General features: G+C 41.4%; 25 protein-coding genes. 13 read left to right on the forward strand and 12 right to left on the reverse strand.

Annotated elements, in window-relative coordinates:
* Positions 1-14: 14 nt before the first annotated feature.
* Both C9889_RS05245 and C9889_RS05250 read right to left on the reverse strand, forming a co-directional pair.
* On the reverse strand, positions 15-851 hold the full coding sequence (locus C9889_RS05245) for a CPBP family intramembrane glutamic endopeptidase (RefSeq protein ID WP_129597733.1): 837 nt from the start codon (positions 849-851) through the stop codon (positions 15-17).
* Positions 844-1,728, reverse strand: a complete 885-nt coding sequence (locus C9889_RS05250) for a DUF1616 domain-containing protein (RefSeq protein WP_129597735.1) — start codon at positions 1,726-1,728, stop codon at positions 844-846. The genes C9889_RS05245 and C9889_RS05250 overlap by 8 nt, the downstream gene beginning before the upstream one ends.
* Positions 1,729-1,927: 199 nt before the next feature.
* Between C9889_RS05250 and C9889_RS05255 the strand changes: the two genes are divergently transcribed.
* On the forward strand, positions 1,928-2,452 hold the full coding sequence (locus C9889_RS05255; RefSeq protein WP_129597737.1) for a metal-dependent hydrolase: 525 nt from the start codon (positions 1,928-1,930) through the stop codon (positions 2,450-2,452).
* A gap of 3 nt (positions 2,453-2,455) precedes the next feature.
* Here the strand turns inward: C9889_RS05255 and C9889_RS05260 are convergent, their stop codons facing one another.
* Complete coding sequence (locus tag C9889_RS05260) at positions 2,456-3,781, reverse strand: ATP-binding protein (protein ID WP_164999287.1); 1,326 nt, start codon at positions 3,779-3,781, stop codon at positions 2,456-2,458.
* 114 nt (positions 3,782-3,895) lie between these two features.
* Entirely contained in the window at positions 3,896-5,311 is a 1,416-nt protein-coding gene (locus tag C9889_RS05265; protein WP_164999288.1) for an ATP-binding protein, read from the reverse strand.
* Positions 5,312-5,478: 167 nt separating this feature from the next.
* Here C9889_RS05265 and C9889_RS11440 point away from each other — a divergent pair, with 167 nt between their 5' ends.
* The 5 genes from C9889_RS11440 to C9889_RS05290 all read left to right on the forward strand — a co-directional run bounded on the left by C9889_RS11440 (position 5,479) and on the right by C9889_RS05290 (position 8,414).
* Positions 5,479-5,610: a YgiT-type zinc finger protein gene (locus C9889_RS11440; RefSeq protein ID WP_129597743.1), complete on the forward strand. Its 132-nt coding sequence runs from the start codon at positions 5,479-5,481 to the stop codon at positions 5,608-5,610.
* 569 nt (positions 5,611-6,179) lie between these two features.
* Positions 6,180-6,566 carry a DUF2283 domain-containing protein gene (locus tag C9889_RS05275; protein ID WP_129597745.1) on the forward strand — a complete coding sequence of 129 codons (387 nt, stop codon included), beginning with the start codon at positions 6,180-6,182 and terminating at the stop codon, positions 6,564-6,566.
* A 267-nt stretch (positions 6,567-6,833) separates the two neighbouring features.
* Positions 6,834-7,370: a hypothetical protein gene (locus C9889_RS05280; protein WP_129597747.1), complete on the forward strand. Its 537-nt coding sequence runs from the start codon at positions 6,834-6,836 to the stop codon at positions 7,368-7,370.
* A gap of 235 nt (positions 7,371-7,605) precedes the next feature.
* Positions 7,606-7,839, forward strand: a complete 234-nt coding sequence (locus C9889_RS05285; RefSeq protein WP_191985820.1) for a hypothetical protein — start codon at positions 7,606-7,608, stop codon at positions 7,837-7,839.
* Positions 7,840-8,078: 239 nt separating this feature from the next.
* Positions 8,079-8,414, forward strand: coding sequence for a DUF4870 domain-containing protein (locus C9889_RS05290; RefSeq protein WP_129597749.1), 336 nt, complete (start codon positions 8,079-8,081; stop codon positions 8,412-8,414).
* A 306-nt stretch (positions 8,415-8,720) separates the two neighbouring features.
* Here C9889_RS05290 and C9889_RS11445 read toward each other — a convergent pair whose 3' ends face one another.
* From C9889_RS11445 to C9889_RS05305, 3 genes are read right to left on the reverse strand one after another with little or no spacing between them, the layout of a single operon-like run.
* Positions 8,721-9,029, reverse strand: a complete 309-nt coding sequence (locus C9889_RS11445; RefSeq protein WP_129599435.1) for a type II toxin-antitoxin system PemK/MazF family toxin — start codon at positions 9,027-9,029, stop codon at positions 8,721-8,723.
* Positions 9,030-9,048: 19 nt separating this feature from the next.
* Positions 9,049-9,288 (reverse strand): AbrB/MazE/SpoVT family DNA-binding domain-containing protein, encoded by a 240-nt coding sequence (locus tag C9889_RS05300; RefSeq protein WP_129597751.1) that lies wholly within the window; start codon positions 9,286-9,288, stop codon positions 9,049-9,051.
* 33 nt (positions 9,289-9,321) lie between these two features.
* Positions 9,322-9,636, reverse strand: coding sequence for a helix-turn-helix domain-containing protein (locus C9889_RS05305; RefSeq protein WP_225419999.1), 315 nt, complete (start codon positions 9,634-9,636; stop codon positions 9,322-9,324).
* A gap of 159 nt (positions 9,637-9,795) precedes the next feature.
* Between C9889_RS05305 and C9889_RS10750 the strand changes: the two genes are divergently transcribed.
* Positions 9,796-9,927 carry a hypothetical protein gene (locus tag C9889_RS10750; RefSeq protein WP_263853976.1) on the forward strand — a complete coding sequence of 44 codons (132 nt, stop codon included), beginning with the start codon at positions 9,796-9,798 and terminating at the stop codon, positions 9,925-9,927.
* A gap of 394 nt (positions 9,928-10,321) precedes the next feature.
* Positions 10,322-11,068 carry an SIMPL domain-containing protein gene (locus tag C9889_RS05310; RefSeq protein WP_129597753.1) on the forward strand — a complete coding sequence of 249 codons (747 nt, stop codon included), beginning with the start codon at positions 10,322-10,324 and terminating at the stop codon, positions 11,066-11,068.
* A gap of 220 nt (positions 11,069-11,288) precedes the next feature.
* Here C9889_RS05310 and C9889_RS05315 read toward each other — a convergent pair whose 3' ends face one another.
* Positions 11,289-12,017 (reverse strand): nucleotidyl transferase AbiEii/AbiGii toxin family protein, encoded by a 729-nt coding sequence (locus C9889_RS05315; protein WP_225420000.1) that lies wholly within the window; start codon positions 12,015-12,017, stop codon positions 11,289-11,291.
* Positions 12,018-12,021: 4 nt separating this feature from the next.
* The gene (locus C9889_RS05320) at positions 12,022-13,041 is read right to left on the reverse strand and encodes a hypothetical protein (RefSeq protein ID WP_129597757.1); all 1,020 of its coding nucleotides are present in this window, start codon (positions 13,039-13,041) and stop codon (positions 12,022-12,024) included.
* Between the two features lie 337 nt (positions 13,042-13,378).
* Here C9889_RS05320 and C9889_RS05325 point away from each other — a divergent pair, with 337 nt between their 5' ends.
* The 4 genes from C9889_RS05325 (at position 13,379) to C9889_RS10070 (ending at position 15,135) form a co-directional block, all read left to right on the forward strand.
* Positions 13,379-13,660, forward strand: coding sequence for a hypothetical protein (locus tag C9889_RS05325; RefSeq protein WP_129597759.1), 282 nt, complete (start codon positions 13,379-13,381; stop codon positions 13,658-13,660).
* Between the two features lie 206 nt (positions 13,661-13,866).
* On the forward strand, positions 13,867-14,169 hold the full coding sequence (locus C9889_RS05330; protein ID WP_129597761.1) for a nucleotidyltransferase family protein: 303 nt from the start codon (positions 13,867-13,869) through the stop codon (positions 14,167-14,169).
* A gap of 3 nt (positions 14,170-14,172) precedes the next feature.
* A complete protein-coding gene (locus tag C9889_RS05335) occupies positions 14,173-14,517 on the forward strand; it encodes a HepT-like ribonuclease domain-containing protein (protein ID WP_164999290.1) in 345 nt (114 codons plus the stop codon).
* Between the two features lie 468 nt (positions 14,518-14,985).
* Entirely contained in the window at positions 14,986-15,135 is a 150-nt protein-coding gene (locus tag C9889_RS10070; protein ID WP_164999291.1) for a hypothetical protein, read from the forward strand.
* A 57-nt stretch (positions 15,136-15,192) separates the two neighbouring features.
* Here C9889_RS10070 and C9889_RS05340 read toward each other — a convergent pair whose 3' ends face one another.
* Genes C9889_RS05340 through C9889_RS05350 form a run of 3 tightly spaced genes read right to left on the reverse strand, consistent with a single transcriptional unit; the run spans position 15,193 to position 15,980 of the window.
* Positions 15,193-15,372 carry a DUF433 domain-containing protein gene (locus C9889_RS05340; protein WP_129597762.1) on the reverse strand — a complete coding sequence of 60 codons (180 nt, stop codon included), beginning with the start codon at positions 15,370-15,372 and terminating at the stop codon, positions 15,193-15,195.
* Position 15,373: 1 nt separating this feature from the next.
* Positions 15,374-15,658 (reverse strand): type II toxin-antitoxin system HicA family toxin, encoded by a 285-nt coding sequence (locus C9889_RS05345; protein WP_129597764.1) that lies wholly within the window; start codon positions 15,656-15,658, stop codon positions 15,374-15,376.
* Entirely contained in the window at positions 15,645-15,980 is a 336-nt protein-coding gene (locus tag C9889_RS05350; protein WP_129597766.1) for a hypothetical protein, read from the reverse strand. Before C9889_RS05350 ends, C9889_RS05345 begins: the two co-directional genes overlap by 14 nt.
* Before the next feature lie 602 nt (positions 15,981-16,582).
* Here C9889_RS05350 and C9889_RS10075 point away from each other — a divergent pair.
* On the forward strand, positions 16,583-18,374 hold a 1,792-nt coding region (locus C9889_RS10075), incomplete at its 3' end, for a right-handed parallel beta-helix repeat-containing protein (protein WP_191985821.1).

Consider the following 18,374-nt stretch of genomic DNA (forward strand, 5'->3'; position numbering starts at 1 on the left):
CTGATCGTTAGCTATCAGAATAGACCCAATCCGGGACCCAGGTGAGGGAATACCCCAAAAAGGAATACATTAACAAATCCGTGGGTTAAAGAAACAAAAGAGATACTTTTCGTTCTGAGGAACATATAACCCAGAATCAGTCCTGCAAATGCCGTCATAAGCACTTCTAAAGGGGCACCATAGCCCGAGTGCATAACACCGAACAAAAGACTGGCCATAATTAGCCCCGGCCAGACGCCAAAGGTATCTGCAAGCCTGGTCTGGAGGATGTACCTGAAAATCAACTCCTCAACAAAACCCACAAAAAACACCATTACCAGGGAAATCTTGAGCAAACTGATAAATGACAGATCCGGGATCAGGTAATTACTCGCCAGGATTGCATACTCTCCCTGGGCAATCAGAATCGCCACAAGAATTGCCAGAAAGATATAAACCAGCCACATCCTGTTTACATCCTTAAAACCTCTTAAAGAAAGCGTGATATCCTGTTCTTTTGCAACCAGATAAACAGGAATTATAAGCGGGGCATAAATGAATACAAAGACGTACAGGGTCGTATCGAAAAAGATTGGCATGGAGATATTTACCAGGCGCAACAGAGGCAGCAACATCAGGGCCTGGAAAGCCATCGTGATCTCTTTTTTGCTAAAATAGATGGATGCCAGGGGCAGGCCGAGAAGTAAAGCCACATGGATACAGATGGAAAGATAATCCATTTCGGCAAAAAGTAACAGTTCTGCCAGCATTATGAGCAGTACAGGTACCAGTATTACAGCTGAGTTGCGGTTAAACTGTACATCTGAAAGGTCCGGGAAAGCCCCATTTTTAAAAGGGTGAGATTCAATCATTTACATCCTCCGATACATTGATCCAGAGATGCAGGTCCCTGTAGGATTCTGTGTAATTACCATTCTTGTAGAGCAAAAACTGCAATTTCATGTCCGTGCCGTTAAACGGCGGCGCTACCGTGACAGGTTGCTCCCAGGTCTGGTTATGCTCAAGATTTACTTCATTTATGGTTTGCAGGGATTGATTCTCCAATTGTATGTCAATAGTATAATTGACATCCTCATATTCATGATTTACCACACCGAGAATTACCTTTCCACTGTCTCCGAGAGTATAGTTGACCGGGTAATCATCCGCCATTCCTCCTGAGCCCAGGATATAGAATTCGGTGAACTGTTCGCCCTGTTTCGGAGTCACTACCACATAGATCAGGGTCACTACCGAGGCCAGAATCGAAATTACCAGAATTATTGTTAGTGCCTTATCCAGCCTGGACTGGGATTCGGAGTGAAATTCGTCCTGCAGGGAGTCGTAGGTTTGCCTGAAGGGGACATGAAATGCTTCTTCTTCAGAAAGATTGGATCGGCGTACCACGGCTATGATACACATACCGATTGTGAAGATGGATAATGAGATCAGTATAGGCAACAGACGGATACCCCAGGGTGTGTAGTTCAATCCCAGGCCAATCAGAGGCACCACTGCAATACTCAGACCAAAACTCAAAGCCACACGTTCAATGCCATCCAGGTCATCGTTTTTGGGAAACAGGGCGGCAATCAGAGCATAACCCGGCAGGAACAATACCATGGGCAGGCCCAAAACGGTACGTATGGCCGAATCACTGAGTTGGGGAATGAGAATAAATACTGCCGTCAGGAGCACCAGGCCTACGACAATTTGTATGTCAACAGGTATTTTTCTTATATCCGCCAATATGTACCCTCAAATTGATTGCAGAATCAAATGTTACAATGCTTAAATATTATTCGGTCAGCAGATATATAATTAACATTGTACCCGGGAAACGAATTTTCAATACAGTGAGAGAGGGATACAAGTCCTATAAAATTACAAATTGAAAATCAGACAATAACCGTAATCTTTAACACATCTATTGATCATTCCGCAACCAATGTTTGTGTTTGGCCATGTGGGATTAACTATACTTGCCTTCTATCTGGCAGAGCGATGGTTGCCCAGGTTGCAGGGCAAAGTCAATTATGGATTTGTGGCGATCGGAGCACTGCTGCCAGACCTAATCGACAAGCCGCTGGGCCGGTTTTTACTGGCGGATAGCCTGGCAAGCGGCAGGATTTTTGCCCATACCCTGATCTTCTGGATACTGGTTGGCCTCATCATTGTTTTGATATGGCAGAAATGGCGAGCAGATTTCTTATTGATACTGCCCGGTGCAGCAGTTTTACATTTACTGGAAGATTCGATGTGGCAGACTCCCGAAGTGTTGTTCTGGCCGTTTCTGGGTTGGAGTTTCCAGGCTGATGAGATGGCAGGCGGTTTTCTGGATTACCTGCTACATGTGTTCTCCAATTGCTATGACCCGGCCATATCGATGGTTTTTGTATCGGAAATTTTCGGGATCATGATATGTATGGTGGGTGCTGTGCGATGGTACAGGGCAAATAGGATTTGGCATTGAAGGTCAAATGTGTTTAGAAGAATCCATTTCAAGTAACCAGTACCACAGAGGGACATAATTAATTATTTTGCCATTTACATCTTCACTATCAAAAAGATCAGCCGTTATTATAGTTCCTTCCTGAAAACCAAAATGGTCCATTGCCGAAAGTAATCCCTGAATTTCCCTCTGCTTTGTATCAGAATCAGAAATGTCGATACTTACCTGGATCAAACTTGTGGGGTGTAACCCCCGTTTTGTGATAAAATCTACTTCCAATCCTTTTTGATCCTGCCAATAATAGATGTCCTCGCCACTTCTCAAAAGTTGAATGAAAACTATATTTTCATACAGCCTGCCAAGATCATCGGAGAATCGGAATGAAACTGCATTTAGCAAGCCCGGATCTATGCAGTATATTTTCTTAGGCTTGTTTATCTGCTTTTTGAGGGATGCGTCATAATGATTGATAGTAAACAACAGGAAAGCGTCCTCAAGATAGGAGATGTAGGTGATCAGGGCATCGGTACTCAGGGAGGTATAACTGGCAAACAATTTACGCAGCGAGTTATAGGTATGGGGTTTGGCGATATTTGATATGCAAAAAAGTGCAAGTTCGTTGAATATGCGGGTATTACGAATCCTGTGTCTGCCAATGATATCCCGGTAGATGATATCGTCAAAATAGGATTGTAACAATTCTTTATGGTCGATTGAGGGATAGAATATAACTTCCGGAAAACCGCCTTTATTTACATATTCATTAAATTTAGTTTTTATTTCGATTTTCTTTTTTGAGAACGGCAATGTCTCGATATCAAAATCTATTTTCTGGCTGCGAAGATATTCAGCGAAACTGAAGGGAAACATCCGGGTGGTCAGATGTCTGCCTGTCAGGCGAAATGAGACATCCTTTGCAAGCAGGGATGCACTGGAGGCACTTATTATGAGTTTGACATTTTGCTGCCTATCATAAACTCCCTTCATCCATCTAACCCATCCCGGAAAGTTCTGGACCTCATCAAGAAACAGGTACAATACATCTTCTTCAGAAGCCGGGAAAAGTTCCCTGAAAGTGTCTATCAATAATGCCAACTCGTCTCCTTTAAGAGGCTGGAGTCTGTCATCATCAAGGTTGAAATAGAGAATACTGGTTTTGGGTACCCCTCGTCCAAGCAATTCGGAGATTAACTGGTACATATAGTAGGTCTTGCCGCAGCGGCGAACACCTATAATATCATTGATATGGGGTGCATCTATGTTAGTTTTGCATCCTCTCTGCTGCAACGGCGGAAGCTCGCTTTCCTGCCATTCGACAATTGCCTTTTTGAGTTTGACCCGTGTATCCATTATATGTGAATTGACCTGCATATATTATAATTTTGTCGACTGTATTCGACAAATTTAGAGGAATTTGTCGTATATAAACGATAAATTTCCAGAACATGTTTATAATGGGCTAAATCAGATCTGCATGTCTTCCAGTGTAATAAGCATAAAATCGTGTTCTTCTGCAAACTTCCGGCCCTGTTCTGTGAATCCGGATTTGGAAACAACCATGAAGTATTCCGATCTCTCCCTGTTATACCAGTCGACAAGCCAGGATTTGTCGATCAGGGATTGCAGGACACCGGCATCTACCAGCCGGTTTTGCCATTTACATTCGCAGAACAGAATTTGCCGGGTGTTCTCATTCAAAGCCACAAGATCTATCTCATAGGTGTTTTTGCCTCTGGATTTCTGGTAACGTCCCCACTGTTTGCCAATCTTACTGAATTTGAAGTTGAGTTTGTCCTGTTTATTCAATTTGATCAGGAATTGTTTGGTTATGTCCTCGAAAGTATGTCCAGCAAACCTGTTGAGTTCAGAGAGAATATGGTCTGCAACAGCGGACGTATTGCCGATTTCAATTTCAGAGAGGTTGGGATAGACAAACCTGAACCAGAACCGGAAAAAGTTGTCTTTCATCCGATACAGGGTCTTTTTGGATTTGCGGGATTCAGTTACAGGTATTTCCTTTTTGACAAGATCCAGGTCATTGATCAAAACACTGAGATAATAATCGATAGAAGTGTTTTTAATCCCCGAACTACTGGCAATCTCAGACGACTTTGTCATTCCCTGTGCAATGTTTTTCAGTATGGAAAAATAGGTATTGCTATCTGAGATTTCGGTTTTCAACAGAATTTCCGGCTCATTGTACAGAATACTCGTCTTGTCCAGTATGCGGTTGATGTCCTGAACAATATCTCCAGACTCCACCTCTTCCAGATATTTGGGAGTGCCTCCATAGATTGCATATATGTTGACTCTGGATTCGATATCAAAATCTGGAAACCATTCGTCAAGAGCAAAGAAATCCAGTGCCTCAAACATCAATTGACCGGTCCTGCGTCCATAAAGGGGGGAGGCATGATCGAAGATGCTGTGCATCATACCTATGGATGAGCCGCAGACCAGCAGGAACATTTGTGAATCCGACCCGTATTCATCGATGTATCTTTGCATTTTAGAGAAGATGTCCTTGTTAATACCCAGAAAACGCTGGAATTCATCAAACACCAGTATTATCCTGTGTTGGCGGGAATACTGGAACAATTGTTCAAAAATATCTTCCCAGTGGGGTGTTCCAAAAAAACTGAGCCCGAAATTTTGATGCAGGTTCATTGCGATTTCAAGCCGGGCCTGTGAGTCGTTCAATTCGGGAATAAGCAGGAAACTGGAATTAGGCTTGTTTTCCAAGAATTCTCGAATCAGACGGGTTTTACCAAGTCTTCTGCGCCCTATTATTGAAATGAAGCGAAAATCTGCCTTTGCATATTCGGCTTCCAGGTACTCCAGTTCTGCCTGCCTGTTGATGAACTCACTTTTTATTGCCACAACAATTATTGTGCAGACAATAATATATAAAATCAATCCTTTTAGCATATTAGCCAGAAATTTCCTTCCAGACAAAGACTATTTGGGCAATCCAGAAGATATGAATCAATATGTTACCGGACAGTTGCAGCTTCTGCCAGGGTAGATTGGTTTAGAAAAACACCGAGGTGGAAGTCAAAAAAGCAGATAGCGAAAGTGTTTCTTTGAGAGTACCTGCCTATGTGTGTGATACCTGCGGGGAGGTTTATTATACGCCGGAGGTTTCCAGGAAACTGGATCGGATTGCTTATAGTAGGTAAGCGGCGATTATCATTATACTGACAAGATATAGATAGATATCATGTCCATTTTCATTCACGCAATATAAATAACGTGTGAACAAATATACCCATAATGCTTAATTTAACTGAATTGAAGAGAACGTTTGTTTTACAATCCAGTATTGCTGTGATATCGTACAGAGAATGAAAAGCTATCTGAATATGTACTGTCCGGACAAACAGCATCTGTATTGTGTGGAAGCAGAAAATAATTGCGAGGATATACGTGCCACAAATGGACCTCTATACTTTCATAGAATGTTTAGCAAACATTGACAAATCCCAACTGCATTATACTGCTCATTTCATTAAACGGTGGGAAGCACGATTAAGTTATTATTTTAGTGAAATTGACGATATATATGATGTTATAGCAAATCAGACACCGGTAGGCATCTTAATCCAAGATGAGGGAAAATTTAAAGTACATTATACGATAGATATTGTATACGACTTAATCATTGTTTTATCCATTAAACGATTAAACCCATTTGAGATTTCATTGGTTACTTCATACAAACAGCGTGCAAACAGAAGAGTGAGAGAAGATGAAAAAAGTGATTAATATCAATAGTAAGAGCGACTACTGGGATTATGACTCACTCAACGATAGTTTTTTTGCATTTTCAAAAGGAGTCCAATACAAGTCCTCTATAGAAATTGATGGTGTTTTACTGGATGTTGGAATGGACAATTCGATTGTCGGGATTGAAATACTTGATGCAGCCAAAAGATTTGGAATTTCCAAATATGACATGAAGAATCTTAAACATATCAAGGCAGATATCAAGGTTTCAGAAGAATCTATCAATATTAAACTATTATTGGAAGTTTCTAAACGAAATCGTGAATTGCCATTAAAATTATCGATTACCGGGGCAAATGAGATGAAGTTGCCATCTACAAGTTCTGGTACGATGGCTGTTGCTACCTGAAATCAGTTCAGATGTGTGGATATTTTTGTACCATGATAAGTTACTGCTGTGATATCTCACAAAGAGTCAACTACATCCTTACGACAAGGGCTTGGATGTCAATTAAGCATTCATCCGGGTGGCTGACAAGCACCTCTGATACTCCACGATATACCTGAAATACCGTGTTTTGTGTTCAATGTTATTGCACCACCAGATGTGAATTGCTTTTTACAACTAAATTTTCATCCATTATTTGTCTAAAATTATGGCTAAAGGGGACAAAACATGAATGAAAATATAGATAAAGACAATTCATTGGCCGATTTGCTTGATGAGGATACTGCAGAGATCAAAGAAAGTATGGGCCCGAAACAAAGGCCGGATGAATATACTTTCCACATTGGCAAACTCGAACATACCATCGCTCAGTACTATTATAAGCAGGACCAGGATCTGACCGATAATGACGTTGAAATGAGATTGTTCAACATAATGTTTCACTTGGAGAATAAAATCAGTTATTTCTCCCATCCCCTTGAGTTATCGATTATCGCGACTATGACGGAAGTATTCAAAAAGAGACCCCTCACATTCAGTGAATTTGAATTTGTGCTGGATTATGTGATAAAAAGTGTAGAGAACAGGTCCTGGCTGCCTGGCAAGAGAGCCTATCTGAAATGGATCTGTTATTTCTTGAGAATGCTTGAGCCTGAAGATGAAGAGAGATATGTCAAATCCATAAAAAGGAAAGCCAAAAGAAAAGGAATGTCCCGCTCAGAGATCAATTTCCTACTGCTTAGAAGTGGCGAGGCGCTGGACTGAAAAAGAAGGGTATCTTGATTGGCATAATAAAAGTTGTATTTTTCTATCCAAAATCACATGGAGAATCCATTTCTTAATAATCGATAGAATAAGAATACATCATATATTATGTGCAATTATAAGGCATAATTAATTAAATATAAACACTAAAATTTACTTATACTACTTGTACTCTAGCCATAAATAGTACAACGGGCGTAAACAAATATGGATAGAATAATAGGAGTTAGGACACATGAGCAAACACATTCACCAAGCGACGACTATCCCCACAACAAAGGCAATAAGAGACAGACTGAAAAATTATGGTCATAAAGGAGAGACCTATAGTGATATTCTTACACGCATGATGGATTTGATTGATAGGGAGGAATTCATGGACCGGATGTACAAGCGTCTGGAAGAAAAGGATCAATTTGTCTCAGTTGACGAAATGTCAACCACCCCTCCCTCGTGGCAAGGGACTTGAATGTCAATTAAGCATTCGTCTGGGTGGCTGACAAGCACCTCTGATATTCCAGGATATACCTGAAATCCCGTGTTTTGTGTTCAATATTTATTGCACCTCAGCCCCCTATTATTTCCACAACATTTACACCCAAAACCCAAAAAATTAAAGGGAAATCTATTCACATATATTTAATTGAGGGTGGTTTACTATTTTTTCTTTAGACCACTCTTTCAAAATATAAAAGAGGATGAGTTAAAATGAGTGAAACAAGTATCGGGCTTGAGGAAAATATAGCTGGTGTATTGACCTATCTCCTGGGTTTTATTACCGGCATAATTTTTCTTTTAATCGAGAAAGAGAACAAATCCGTGAGATTCAATGCAGCACAATCGATCGTTGTATTTGGGGGTCTTTCCATACTGAACACCATAGTGTCAATGCTCCCGGTTCTAGGAGGAGTGATATCTTCCCTGATAGGTTTGGTCAGTATAGTATTGTGGGGTTATCTGATGTACATGACCTATACCGGGAATTTAGTAAGACTACCTGTGGCTTGCGAGTATGCTGATAAAATTATTGCTAAAGATGTGTAAGTGTTTCCGCATTTGGAACACTTCACTCGTTCCCTTTTATAATGAGCGCTGCACCCGCGGTCAGTGCTACAGCAAATATGGCAGTTAATCCGAATGCCTGTGGACTTGTGTCCGTTAGGAAAAGAGATGATACAGGAAGCATTTTGCATAAGGGGGGGGTTCACCATCAGTACCATTATCAAAATACGAAACACAATCATAATAAACATGTTCCGTAAATTTGTTGATTGGGCCGTTTTTACTCCCCGGATGCGGGAAGTCACAGAGGAAGAAGGAGTGATTCTGATTGGTCTGGAAGATAAAGACTTACAGGAAAAGTTTCAATAAATTATTCTGAATTTCTTTTTGTTTGTACAAATGAACATTTCCAATTATTTTAAGGACATTGCTGGAGTCCATTGTGAATATTTTGTTCACCCGAACCCAGCTACCCTGGCGAAGTGAGCCTTCAGATAGATCGCTATCTGAAACATAGACAGCACAATTGTCTGCAGGTTTTCTGGATGTAATCTGGCACAGTATTATGTCCCGTCTCATCTGATCAGAAACAGCGATCGCCGGTCTGAGTTTGGTATTGTTGTTGTCAGTAAAGGGGAAGGGAATGATAACTGAGATTTGCTTTCTAAATCATCGATTACTTCCCCAGGTAGTCTTTCATATGATCCCAGGCAGCATCTTCTTCAGGAGTGTCCCATTCTTTTGAAAGGGATTCCTGGGAAGCGATAGCACAACTTAATCCTTCTTCGATGAAAGACAAAGGTCGAATCTCAATGTGGTCATCATAAACAAAAACAGCTGCTTTGTCGCCTATCTTCATACCGGAATTTCTGTATGCGCTGGGAATGGTAATTTGCCCTTTTTTGCTGACAGTCACACTTTTTACATCTAGTGAACTACCCCTCCCTAATTAACGTGTCAAAGACATGTTAATTTGAGGAAGGGACTTCCTGCGAGTGAAGAAAGACTTATAATCACTATCAAGACACTTCAAAGTTCCCTGTAATACTTTGGAATATACCCAGTTATAATCAGGAAATTTTTGTTTGAGATCGGGCAATCCATTTTGTTGTTTAACGTAACTGATTCTGATTTTGTTTTTATATGCATCACGACGTTCACTCAATCCAAAATTATATACAAGCCTACATTTTTCAGAAATATCCCACAGGACAGATTCCTGCTCGGGAGTGGGTCTAATATGGATTGGTAACGTTAATTGCATATAATATTCCCTAACTTATAAATATATTAAAACTATTAAAATGTTAATATCCGTTATCGTTTTTATACGATATGGAACGCTTTCATCCCCCACCTAGCAGCCGTTGGCTGCTTGAGGAGGGGGACTTCTCGCTTAAGATGTGAAAGAAAGGGATGCTTTGTGGACTGGTATCCAGAAGGCCAGGAACATTTCGCCCTGATAAACCGGGCAGGTTTTACTCCCCGGATGCGGGAGATTGCAGAGGAAGAAGGAGTGATTCTGATTGGTTTGGCAGATATGACACAGACATAATCGCTCTGTAGAAAACCTACCACAGTAATAAACATACACCTGATATTAGAGAGGATATGGGACTGGGAGAAGAGCGGTATAAGCTTGTGAAAGGGACCGGAGAAGATAGAGGGGATTGTGGTGTATTGGGGTACATAATGTTTTTAGACCGGTCCCGTTCACCCAATGATGACACAAAAATATTAGTTCTGTTATATAAGTGTGCCTGTTTTCATGTACAAGCCGGTTAATGTCAACTAGACATGAAAATCCTGTTCTAAAAGTTGAAATACCTAAGCAGAGAAGGGCTTTTCTCTGCCTGTCTCTTCTGATGTAACTTCGAACGAATTCGAACCTTAGCCAATTTTTTAATACCTAGCGGTACATCTAGTATATGAACAAAGGAGAGGATTAAATGTCCCAGGAAAATAATAAAGAAAAGTCATATTACATCATAATTGCACTTTCAGTAGTTCTGGTGCTAATGGCAGCGACGTTGTATGCAGGATCGGTCGGCGGATCTGACAGTGATTCAGAAAATACTCTGCAGATGAATGGAAATGCGGAGATGATGGTTGTGCCTGACACTGCAACCCTGAACATTGGTGCAGAGGTCATGGCTCCCACTGCAGAAGAAGCGAGTCAGGAGAATGCAGTTATCATGAATGCGGTTATCGAGGAACTTAAAGGTCTCGGCCTGGAGGAGGAAGATATCCGGACATCACGTGTTTCTGTGAGGCCTCAATACAATTATGGAGAAGGGACACGGACAATTGAAGGATATTCGGCTTCCAATAGTGTGCAGATTACCACCACAAACCTCGATATCCTCGGGGAGATGATTGACAGGTCGGCCTCTGCAGGAGCAAATCAGATCGGCGGAGTTTCTTTTAGTGTATCTGATGAAAAACAGAAAGAGTTGCATGAGGACCTGATCACCGAAGCTGTGGCCGATGCATCATCAAAAGCCGAAGTACTGGCTGATAATCTGGGTGTGGAGATCGTAGGCGTAAAATCATCATCGATATCCGATGGTACACAGCCAAGAACATATTATGAAGAGAGTGTGGCAATGGATGCTGCTGAAAAACCGGCAACACCAATTGAGCCGGGAGAGTCCAGGGTTTCAATGTCAGTCCGGGTTACATATATTGTACAGTGAATTTGTTGTGCAAGTGATCAGAACTGCCACAAAAACAAAAGTCCGGGAGTTGTAGAATGGCGAATTTGTCTTCTACAATCTTCCGGGGCAACTATTATTTTAAGAAGGATGGGCAGAAAAGATACTGCGATAAGGGCTCTGCAGATTCCTCTAACTTTCACTGATACATTTTTTCATAAAAGGAAATCCCAGTGTGATTTTAGCCATTAAATGACCTTAATCAAATCAAAGAAAGTATCTGTCCAATAATCATTTTAGCGGTGCTTTCTGGCATTCTGCCATATTTTTCGATTCCATCATCTGATTCACCTACTGATGCAAGAGATTCTTTTAGAAATGGATATGTGTTCATTAGTTTACCTAAGACGGAGATTTCCACATCATTCCCACCATTGTTGGGGTCAATTAATGCAAGAATATCTGCATAGTCTTTGGCAAGTTTTCCGGATTCCCATTCGACATCATAACTTTTTCTTTGGGATATTCGAGTATTTCGATCCCATACAGCTTTTAATTTCAGAACAATCAACGTTGCTCTGTTGGGCACTGCCATTTCGATGTTACCCCGAATTGCCCTGGTTTCAGTGTTTCCGTCAAGAATACTGAAATCTAAATACTCATCATTCCCTTCAAAAGGAAATGGTTTTTCTCTTGTTGCAAAATCAATAATTACAGACCCTGCTTTGGTTACTTTTTTTACACTCCGGGGTTGTCCGGGCAGTCTGTATGGTACAAAATCACGCTCTTTTCGCAGATAGTAATTTAGGCTATTTCGTGTACTGTTATTGGTAATGAGATCGATATCTACTGAGCCATACCAGGGATTATATGAATCAACTGCCCATCCGCCAATTAGCACGGTTGTAGGGTTATCGGTATCCTCTCTTTCATGTAGATATCTAGTAATTACACGTAATTCATCCAGTGAAAAATTAATTATTCCACTCATTCTTTCATAAGAGGTCATATTTTGCAACCATTGCTTTTGTAATATCCATTGCAGAATATCCCATGCCTGCCAGGTCCAGAAGTGTCCGGGAAGCAGATACGATCCGGATACCCTCTTTTTCCAGAGTGTTCTGGAAAACTTCTCTGTCAGGCCTATAGATTATCGCCTTTATACTATTTGCCGAAGAGGATTCGAATAATTCTTTAAAATAATCTATATGCTCATCATTCAGGTATAAGTAAACTGCATCATTGCGTACCCCATAACCGGTATACAAAGCCGCTGCCGTGTATGAAGTAAATCCAACTGGTATGTTATGCTGCATCGAAAAAGCCCGGGTAATTTCCCTTGCTGCATCCATCGATTCACTGAAGGGGATCTGGATCTCGCAACGTTTAAGTTTATTTAGAGGACGTTCCCACGCAATACCATTTAGCAGTTTATCAACATTAGAAATGCTTACACGGTTGTTTTCCTTTTTCACAATATTCTGCTGAATAAGTGCCTGGATTGTTTTGTGTGCCCAGCCGTACGATATATCTTCAAGAATTGCCAGCTGCCGGATTGAGGTTTTCTTTTCTTTCAAAAGGCGGGATACTATTTTCCATGATTTGGCCGAAGTTATTCGATGGTTGCTGGGTTTGGAATGTTTTTCAGTGGTGAGTTTAATGGACCAGGGAAGTTTTACCATGGTGATGTCCAGTTGGTCCATGAGCAGTTTTTCTCGTTCAGGAAAGGATTTGGCGGCAATAACCAATTGTATTTCTTTTGGGAATGTGTTTTTGAGACAGAAATCCCGAAGAAGATTCAATTTTGCAATAATGTCTACAGTGGCTTTCGATTTTATTCCAATGAAATAGATAGCATCATTTTCTTCTACAATTAGATCAGGATAGATGGGAAGATCCACTGCAATATTTTCACTTAAAGTAGTGATGTCGGTATGGAGGGATTGTGGCGAAATATCCAGATCTTTGCGGATATGAGACTGCACGTTGTTCCAATCAGGAGTTTCTGCACTCATCTGTACCTATCACTATATTGTGATACCTATATAAACCTATCAGTGATAGTCTCAGTTTCCCAATTAGATAAATCAGGCCGTTTTTACTCCCGGGATGCGGCAGATTGCAGAGGAAGAGAAAGTGATTCTGATTGGTCTGGCAGATATGATTAAGGGATGAGATACATTCCAGTGTGATTGCTCTTTTTCAAAAATTAGACTGATTCAGCGTTTTTATCACAAAAAAATTGAAGGAAAGAGGATTGCAATTTTTTGCAACCTCATTAAAAACTATCCTGGTTTTCAGTATTACTTGTCTGCCACAAAACCTTTAATTTGAGTACGTATATTTCCTATTATGGAAGTCGCAATCTCAGATGATGCATTACCTGTTGTGAAAGAATCACTGGAAAAGGAGATTCTTCTGCTGCGGGCAAAAATACGCCTGGCAGAAAAAGAAATTGCTGTTTTTGAAGACAGGTACAACATGCCGTCGTCCCGATTATATATAGAATTTGAAAACGGGGACCTCGGGGATTCTCAGGACTATTTTGAATGGTGGGGGCTGTTGAAGGGTATTGAGAGTCTTAAAACACAGTTGGATCAGGCACAATCGGTGATTTCAAATTGGCGATTCTAAGGTGCTGTCAACTACCCCCCCCCCTGACTGCAAGGGGCTTGAATGTTAATTAAGCATTTGTCCGGGAGAAGGAGTTAACTTTCCCGTGATGAGGTGCAGGTGTATTGACGAGGAAGGCGGAAAATAGAGGCCCTGGCTTTACAGCTGTACACAAAATAATTATACCCTGCAAACAACATTAACCTGGAGGAATTTTCTTAGAGGCTATGTCATACAACCCAGACCTTGAAATATACCGAAAAAAACTCCGGGAGATGTTGCCGCAGCTGGAAGATCGATATAACGTCAAGTATATTGGACTGTTTGGCTCCTATGTAAGAGGAGAGCAAACTGCGGAAAGTGATCTCGATATCCTGGTGGAATTCAGCAAGACTCCCACCCTTTTACAATTCATTAACCTGGAGAATTATCTCTCAGATACCCTGGGAATCAAGGTGGATCTGGTCATGAAGGATTCACTGAAACCCAATATTGGAAAATACATACTTAACGAAGTCAGGGCAGTGTGATATATGACTCGAGACATCAGGGATTATGTCAATGACATCTATGCTGCCATGGAGGCGGCAGAGAATTTTGTCAGTGATTGTACATATGAAGATTTTCTCGAAGACAGAAAGACCCAATATGCCGTTATCAGAGCCCTGGAGATAATTGGTGAAGCAACAAAGAATGTCCCTGATGATGTCAGACAAAAGTATCCCTCAATCCCCTGGAAAGACCTGACAGGAATCCGGGACAAATTGATACATGCTTATTTTGGAGTTAATCTGGAGGTTGTCTGGCTCAGTGTGAAAGAAGATATTCCACAAGCAAAGCCCGTGATCCGAAGTTTGCTGGAAGAACTGGATGCATAAATTGGTATGGGATACGCTCGAAAACGAATTGCCCGCCCTTAAAGCCGGGCTTGAAAGATTATATAATGATATGACAAAATGACCTCTCTCACTCCCCCGCAAACTCACCCCAGCCCCTCCTCCAGGGAAACTTGCGGGACAAATCCCAGCGCTTTCGCAGCACTGATGTCGGCCACGATATGAGCCGACCTGACCCAGCCCCGGTGATGAGGATTTATGTATGTGCAGGCATGTCCGATTATTAGAGGGGTGTGTAAATCCGGTTTTTCCGGGGATATAGGAGATGATTCCCGCTCATCGATGTAATAATGATGTCTTCAATCACATTGGGTACAAATTTCTATTGATGGAATCCATTGCAGACGGAGTGGTTTTCCTTTCAAAATATATATAAGAACCATTTCAATATTGGATTATTGACTTGTGGTCCCATAAATTTATTATGATTCATGAGAGGAGGTATATTTAATGAGTAATTATCCCACACCACAAGAAAAACAGCGCCTTATTCAAAACTTCAAACAGAGATTGAAAAACCGGGCTTCACAACAAAATGAATTAAAAAAAGAGTTGACCCATATAGACGTAGAAGATCTCTTAAAGCCAATTACGATTTAACAATACACTTTTTCTGAGGACATGTATGAAAGTGTACCCATTCTCATCGACAGGCGATCAACTCTTTGATAGGATATCTTCTTTATCAAGTTGGGGATAATTTTCCAGAATATCATCGTATGTCCAGTTATTTCCCAGAAGTTCAATGACAAAATCAACCGATATCCTGGTCCCTTTGATTACAGGTTTGCCTGCGCAAATTTCGTGACTGATCGTTATCCTATCATTGGAGGGCATATTAATCCACTTCACCGTTTGACCGTAACAACTCGATATAATCTTCTTCGGACATTGGACAATTGAGCAAATCTTCAATTTGTTGTTTTGATTGTAATTTGAGTTGCTTTTTAATGGCAGATATCAGGTTTGGTCCATATTCTTTTTTCCCGTGGCTGATACGGGTCTTTATATGAGTCCTTTTTCCATTATAATAGAACCAGAAATATTCGTGGTGGGTCTGTTCAACCTTAAATCCTTTTGCTAAAAGAGCCTTTTCAATATCCCGGGGTTTAAAAACAGCCACCTGTAACACCATCAACCTCTACTTCAGTTACAAGTTTGAGAAGATTTTCTTTTATCTGCTGTGCTTTTGTGGTAAGATTGGAATCCGGCTCTCTGGAATAGACTTCCCATAGAACAAAAAATTCTTCCCGGAAGGAGGCTAATAGCTCGTCCATATCAGATGCTACAAGGAATATATCCAGATCTCTGTTTTCCCCTTCCCATAACTCATCAACAAAATTGATATCCATTTCAAGCGGCCCGGATAGTTTGAATTTGTGATTATCCCATTCTATTTCATTGAATAATATGGGACCTGGTTGGGAAGCAGAAGTCATTGCCATGATATATAGCCATTTTGATATATATGTATGCCGTCAATCACTTCCCAAAAGAAAGAAGACTCCCTTTTTAGCCTCACTCCCCCGCAAACTCCGCCAGCCCCTCCTCCAGGGAAACTTGCGGGACAAATCCCGGTGTTTGCGCATCGCCGATTTCGGCCAGCCGGTTGACGGTGGGGCGTATTACTTATTTATACTAAACCGAGTCAGCTTTTTGTAACTTTCCGGCCACAGAGTACACTCACCTCCTACGGAGTTGAGTGCCTGCTATGCCCGCAAGGCATGCAGGTCACAGAGATTGTAGCAGCTTTTCCTCTGTGGTTTCTGTACCCTGCACGTCTTGCGGGTGTAGCAACCACTCAGGCAGAAATCACATTGTATTTTGCATTTATCGCTGTAATATATTTGTAATTCAAATGCCAGATTGCACTTTTAAAATAAATACTATAACTTTATATACATCAATAAAGTATATTTTAATTAACGCATACATAGTATGGTCATGCCATAAATAAAATTTATTGTGACTGATTATCTGCAACAGCAATTATGACATTACTGTAAAAATGATCTAATAGTCAGTTCTCAAATAGGTAGTGTCTAATATGAAATCACTTACAACCAAACAACAAACCCTGTCAACCTTGACCACGATAATACTTTTTCTTGTAATGACATTGGCAATCGCACCAATTGCCGCATCAGCTGCCACCCCCGACATCTACGTTAATACAACAGGCTGGTGGAACGCCAGCGGTGCATTTAATGAAAGTGGTGTGCCGATACAGGCAGCAATCAATAACGCGAATGCTGGCGATACAATATATGTCTACAACGGCACCTACAACGACAACGTGGACGTGAACGAACAGCTCACACTACAAGGTGAAGGGTCGGATGTGGTAAATATGATTGCGAATTCGCCCGATGATCATGTATTTAATGTGAGTGTGGATAATGTAAAGATTTCAGGATTTAATGTAAGTGGGGCGACGGGGTCTGCTATGGCAGGTATTTACGTAACATCAAATTACTGCAACATATCCAACAATGATGTCACAAATAACGATTACGGCATCTCCCTGGATTCTTCAAGTAACAACACGCTCACGAACAACACCGCATCGAACAATGCCTACGGCATCCACCTGTTGTCTTCGAGCAACAACACGCTCACGAACAACACCGCTGACTCGAACAACTTAGGCATCTACCTGTATTTGTCGAGCGACAACAACCTCACGAGCAACACCGCATCGGACAACACCTACGGCATCCGGCTATGGTCTTCGAGCAACAACAACCTCACGAGCAACACCGCCATCAACAACGGCTACGGCATCTACCTGTGGTCTTCGAGCAACAACAACCTCACGAACAACACCGCTGACTCGAACAACAACTACGGCATCGGCCTGTATTTGTCGAGCGACAATACACTCACGAGCAACACTGCATCGAACAACACCTGCGGCATCCGCCTGTATTCTTCGAGCGACAACAACAACCTCACGAACAACACCGCCATCAACAACGGCTACGGCATCTACCTGTCTTCTTCGAGCGACAACAACCTCACGAGCAACATCGCATCGAACAACACCTACGGCATCTACCTGTTTTATTTGTGCAACAACAACAACCTCACGAACAACACCGCTGACTCGAACAACAACTACGGCATCTGGCTGGATTCTTCGATCGACAACACACTCACGAACAACACCGCTAATTCGAACAGCCAATACGGCATCTATCTGGATTTTTCGAGCTACAGCATACTTACAAATAACACAATGAATGAGAATACGTATAATTTTAGGCTAGAGGGTAGTTCTGAGTCTAATTTTGATAATCAAATAGATACAACTAATTTAGTTGATGGGAAACCAATCTATTACGTAACAAATCCCTCAAATGAAAGTTATAACTCTTCGATAAACGCAGGAACATTTTACATTATAAATGGAGTAAATATCACTCTAACGGATCTTAACTTAACAACAAATTATTATGGAATATTCTTGTGGAACACTACTGATTCAAATATACAAAATGTAAGTGTATCAAATAACTACGACGGCATCTCCCTGTCTTCTTCGAGCAACAACAACCTCACGAGCAATACCGCCAGTAACAACAACTACGGCATCCGGCTGTCTTCTTCGAGCAACAACACGCTCACGAACAACACCGCTGACTCGAACAACGACGACGGCATCGACCTGGAGTCTTCGAGCGACAACACGCTCACGAACAACACCGCCAGTAACAACAGCGACTGGGGCATCTCCCTGTCTGCTTCGAGCGACAACAACCTCATGAGCAACACCGCTAACTCGAACAACTTCGGCATCTACCTGTCTTCTTCGAGCGACAACAACCTCACGAACAGCA

This window comes from Methanohalophilus profundi (assembly GCF_004137855.1).
Lineage (GTDB): Archaea > Halobacteriota > Methanosarcinia > Methanosarcinales > Methanosarcinaceae > Methanohalophilus > Methanohalophilus profundi.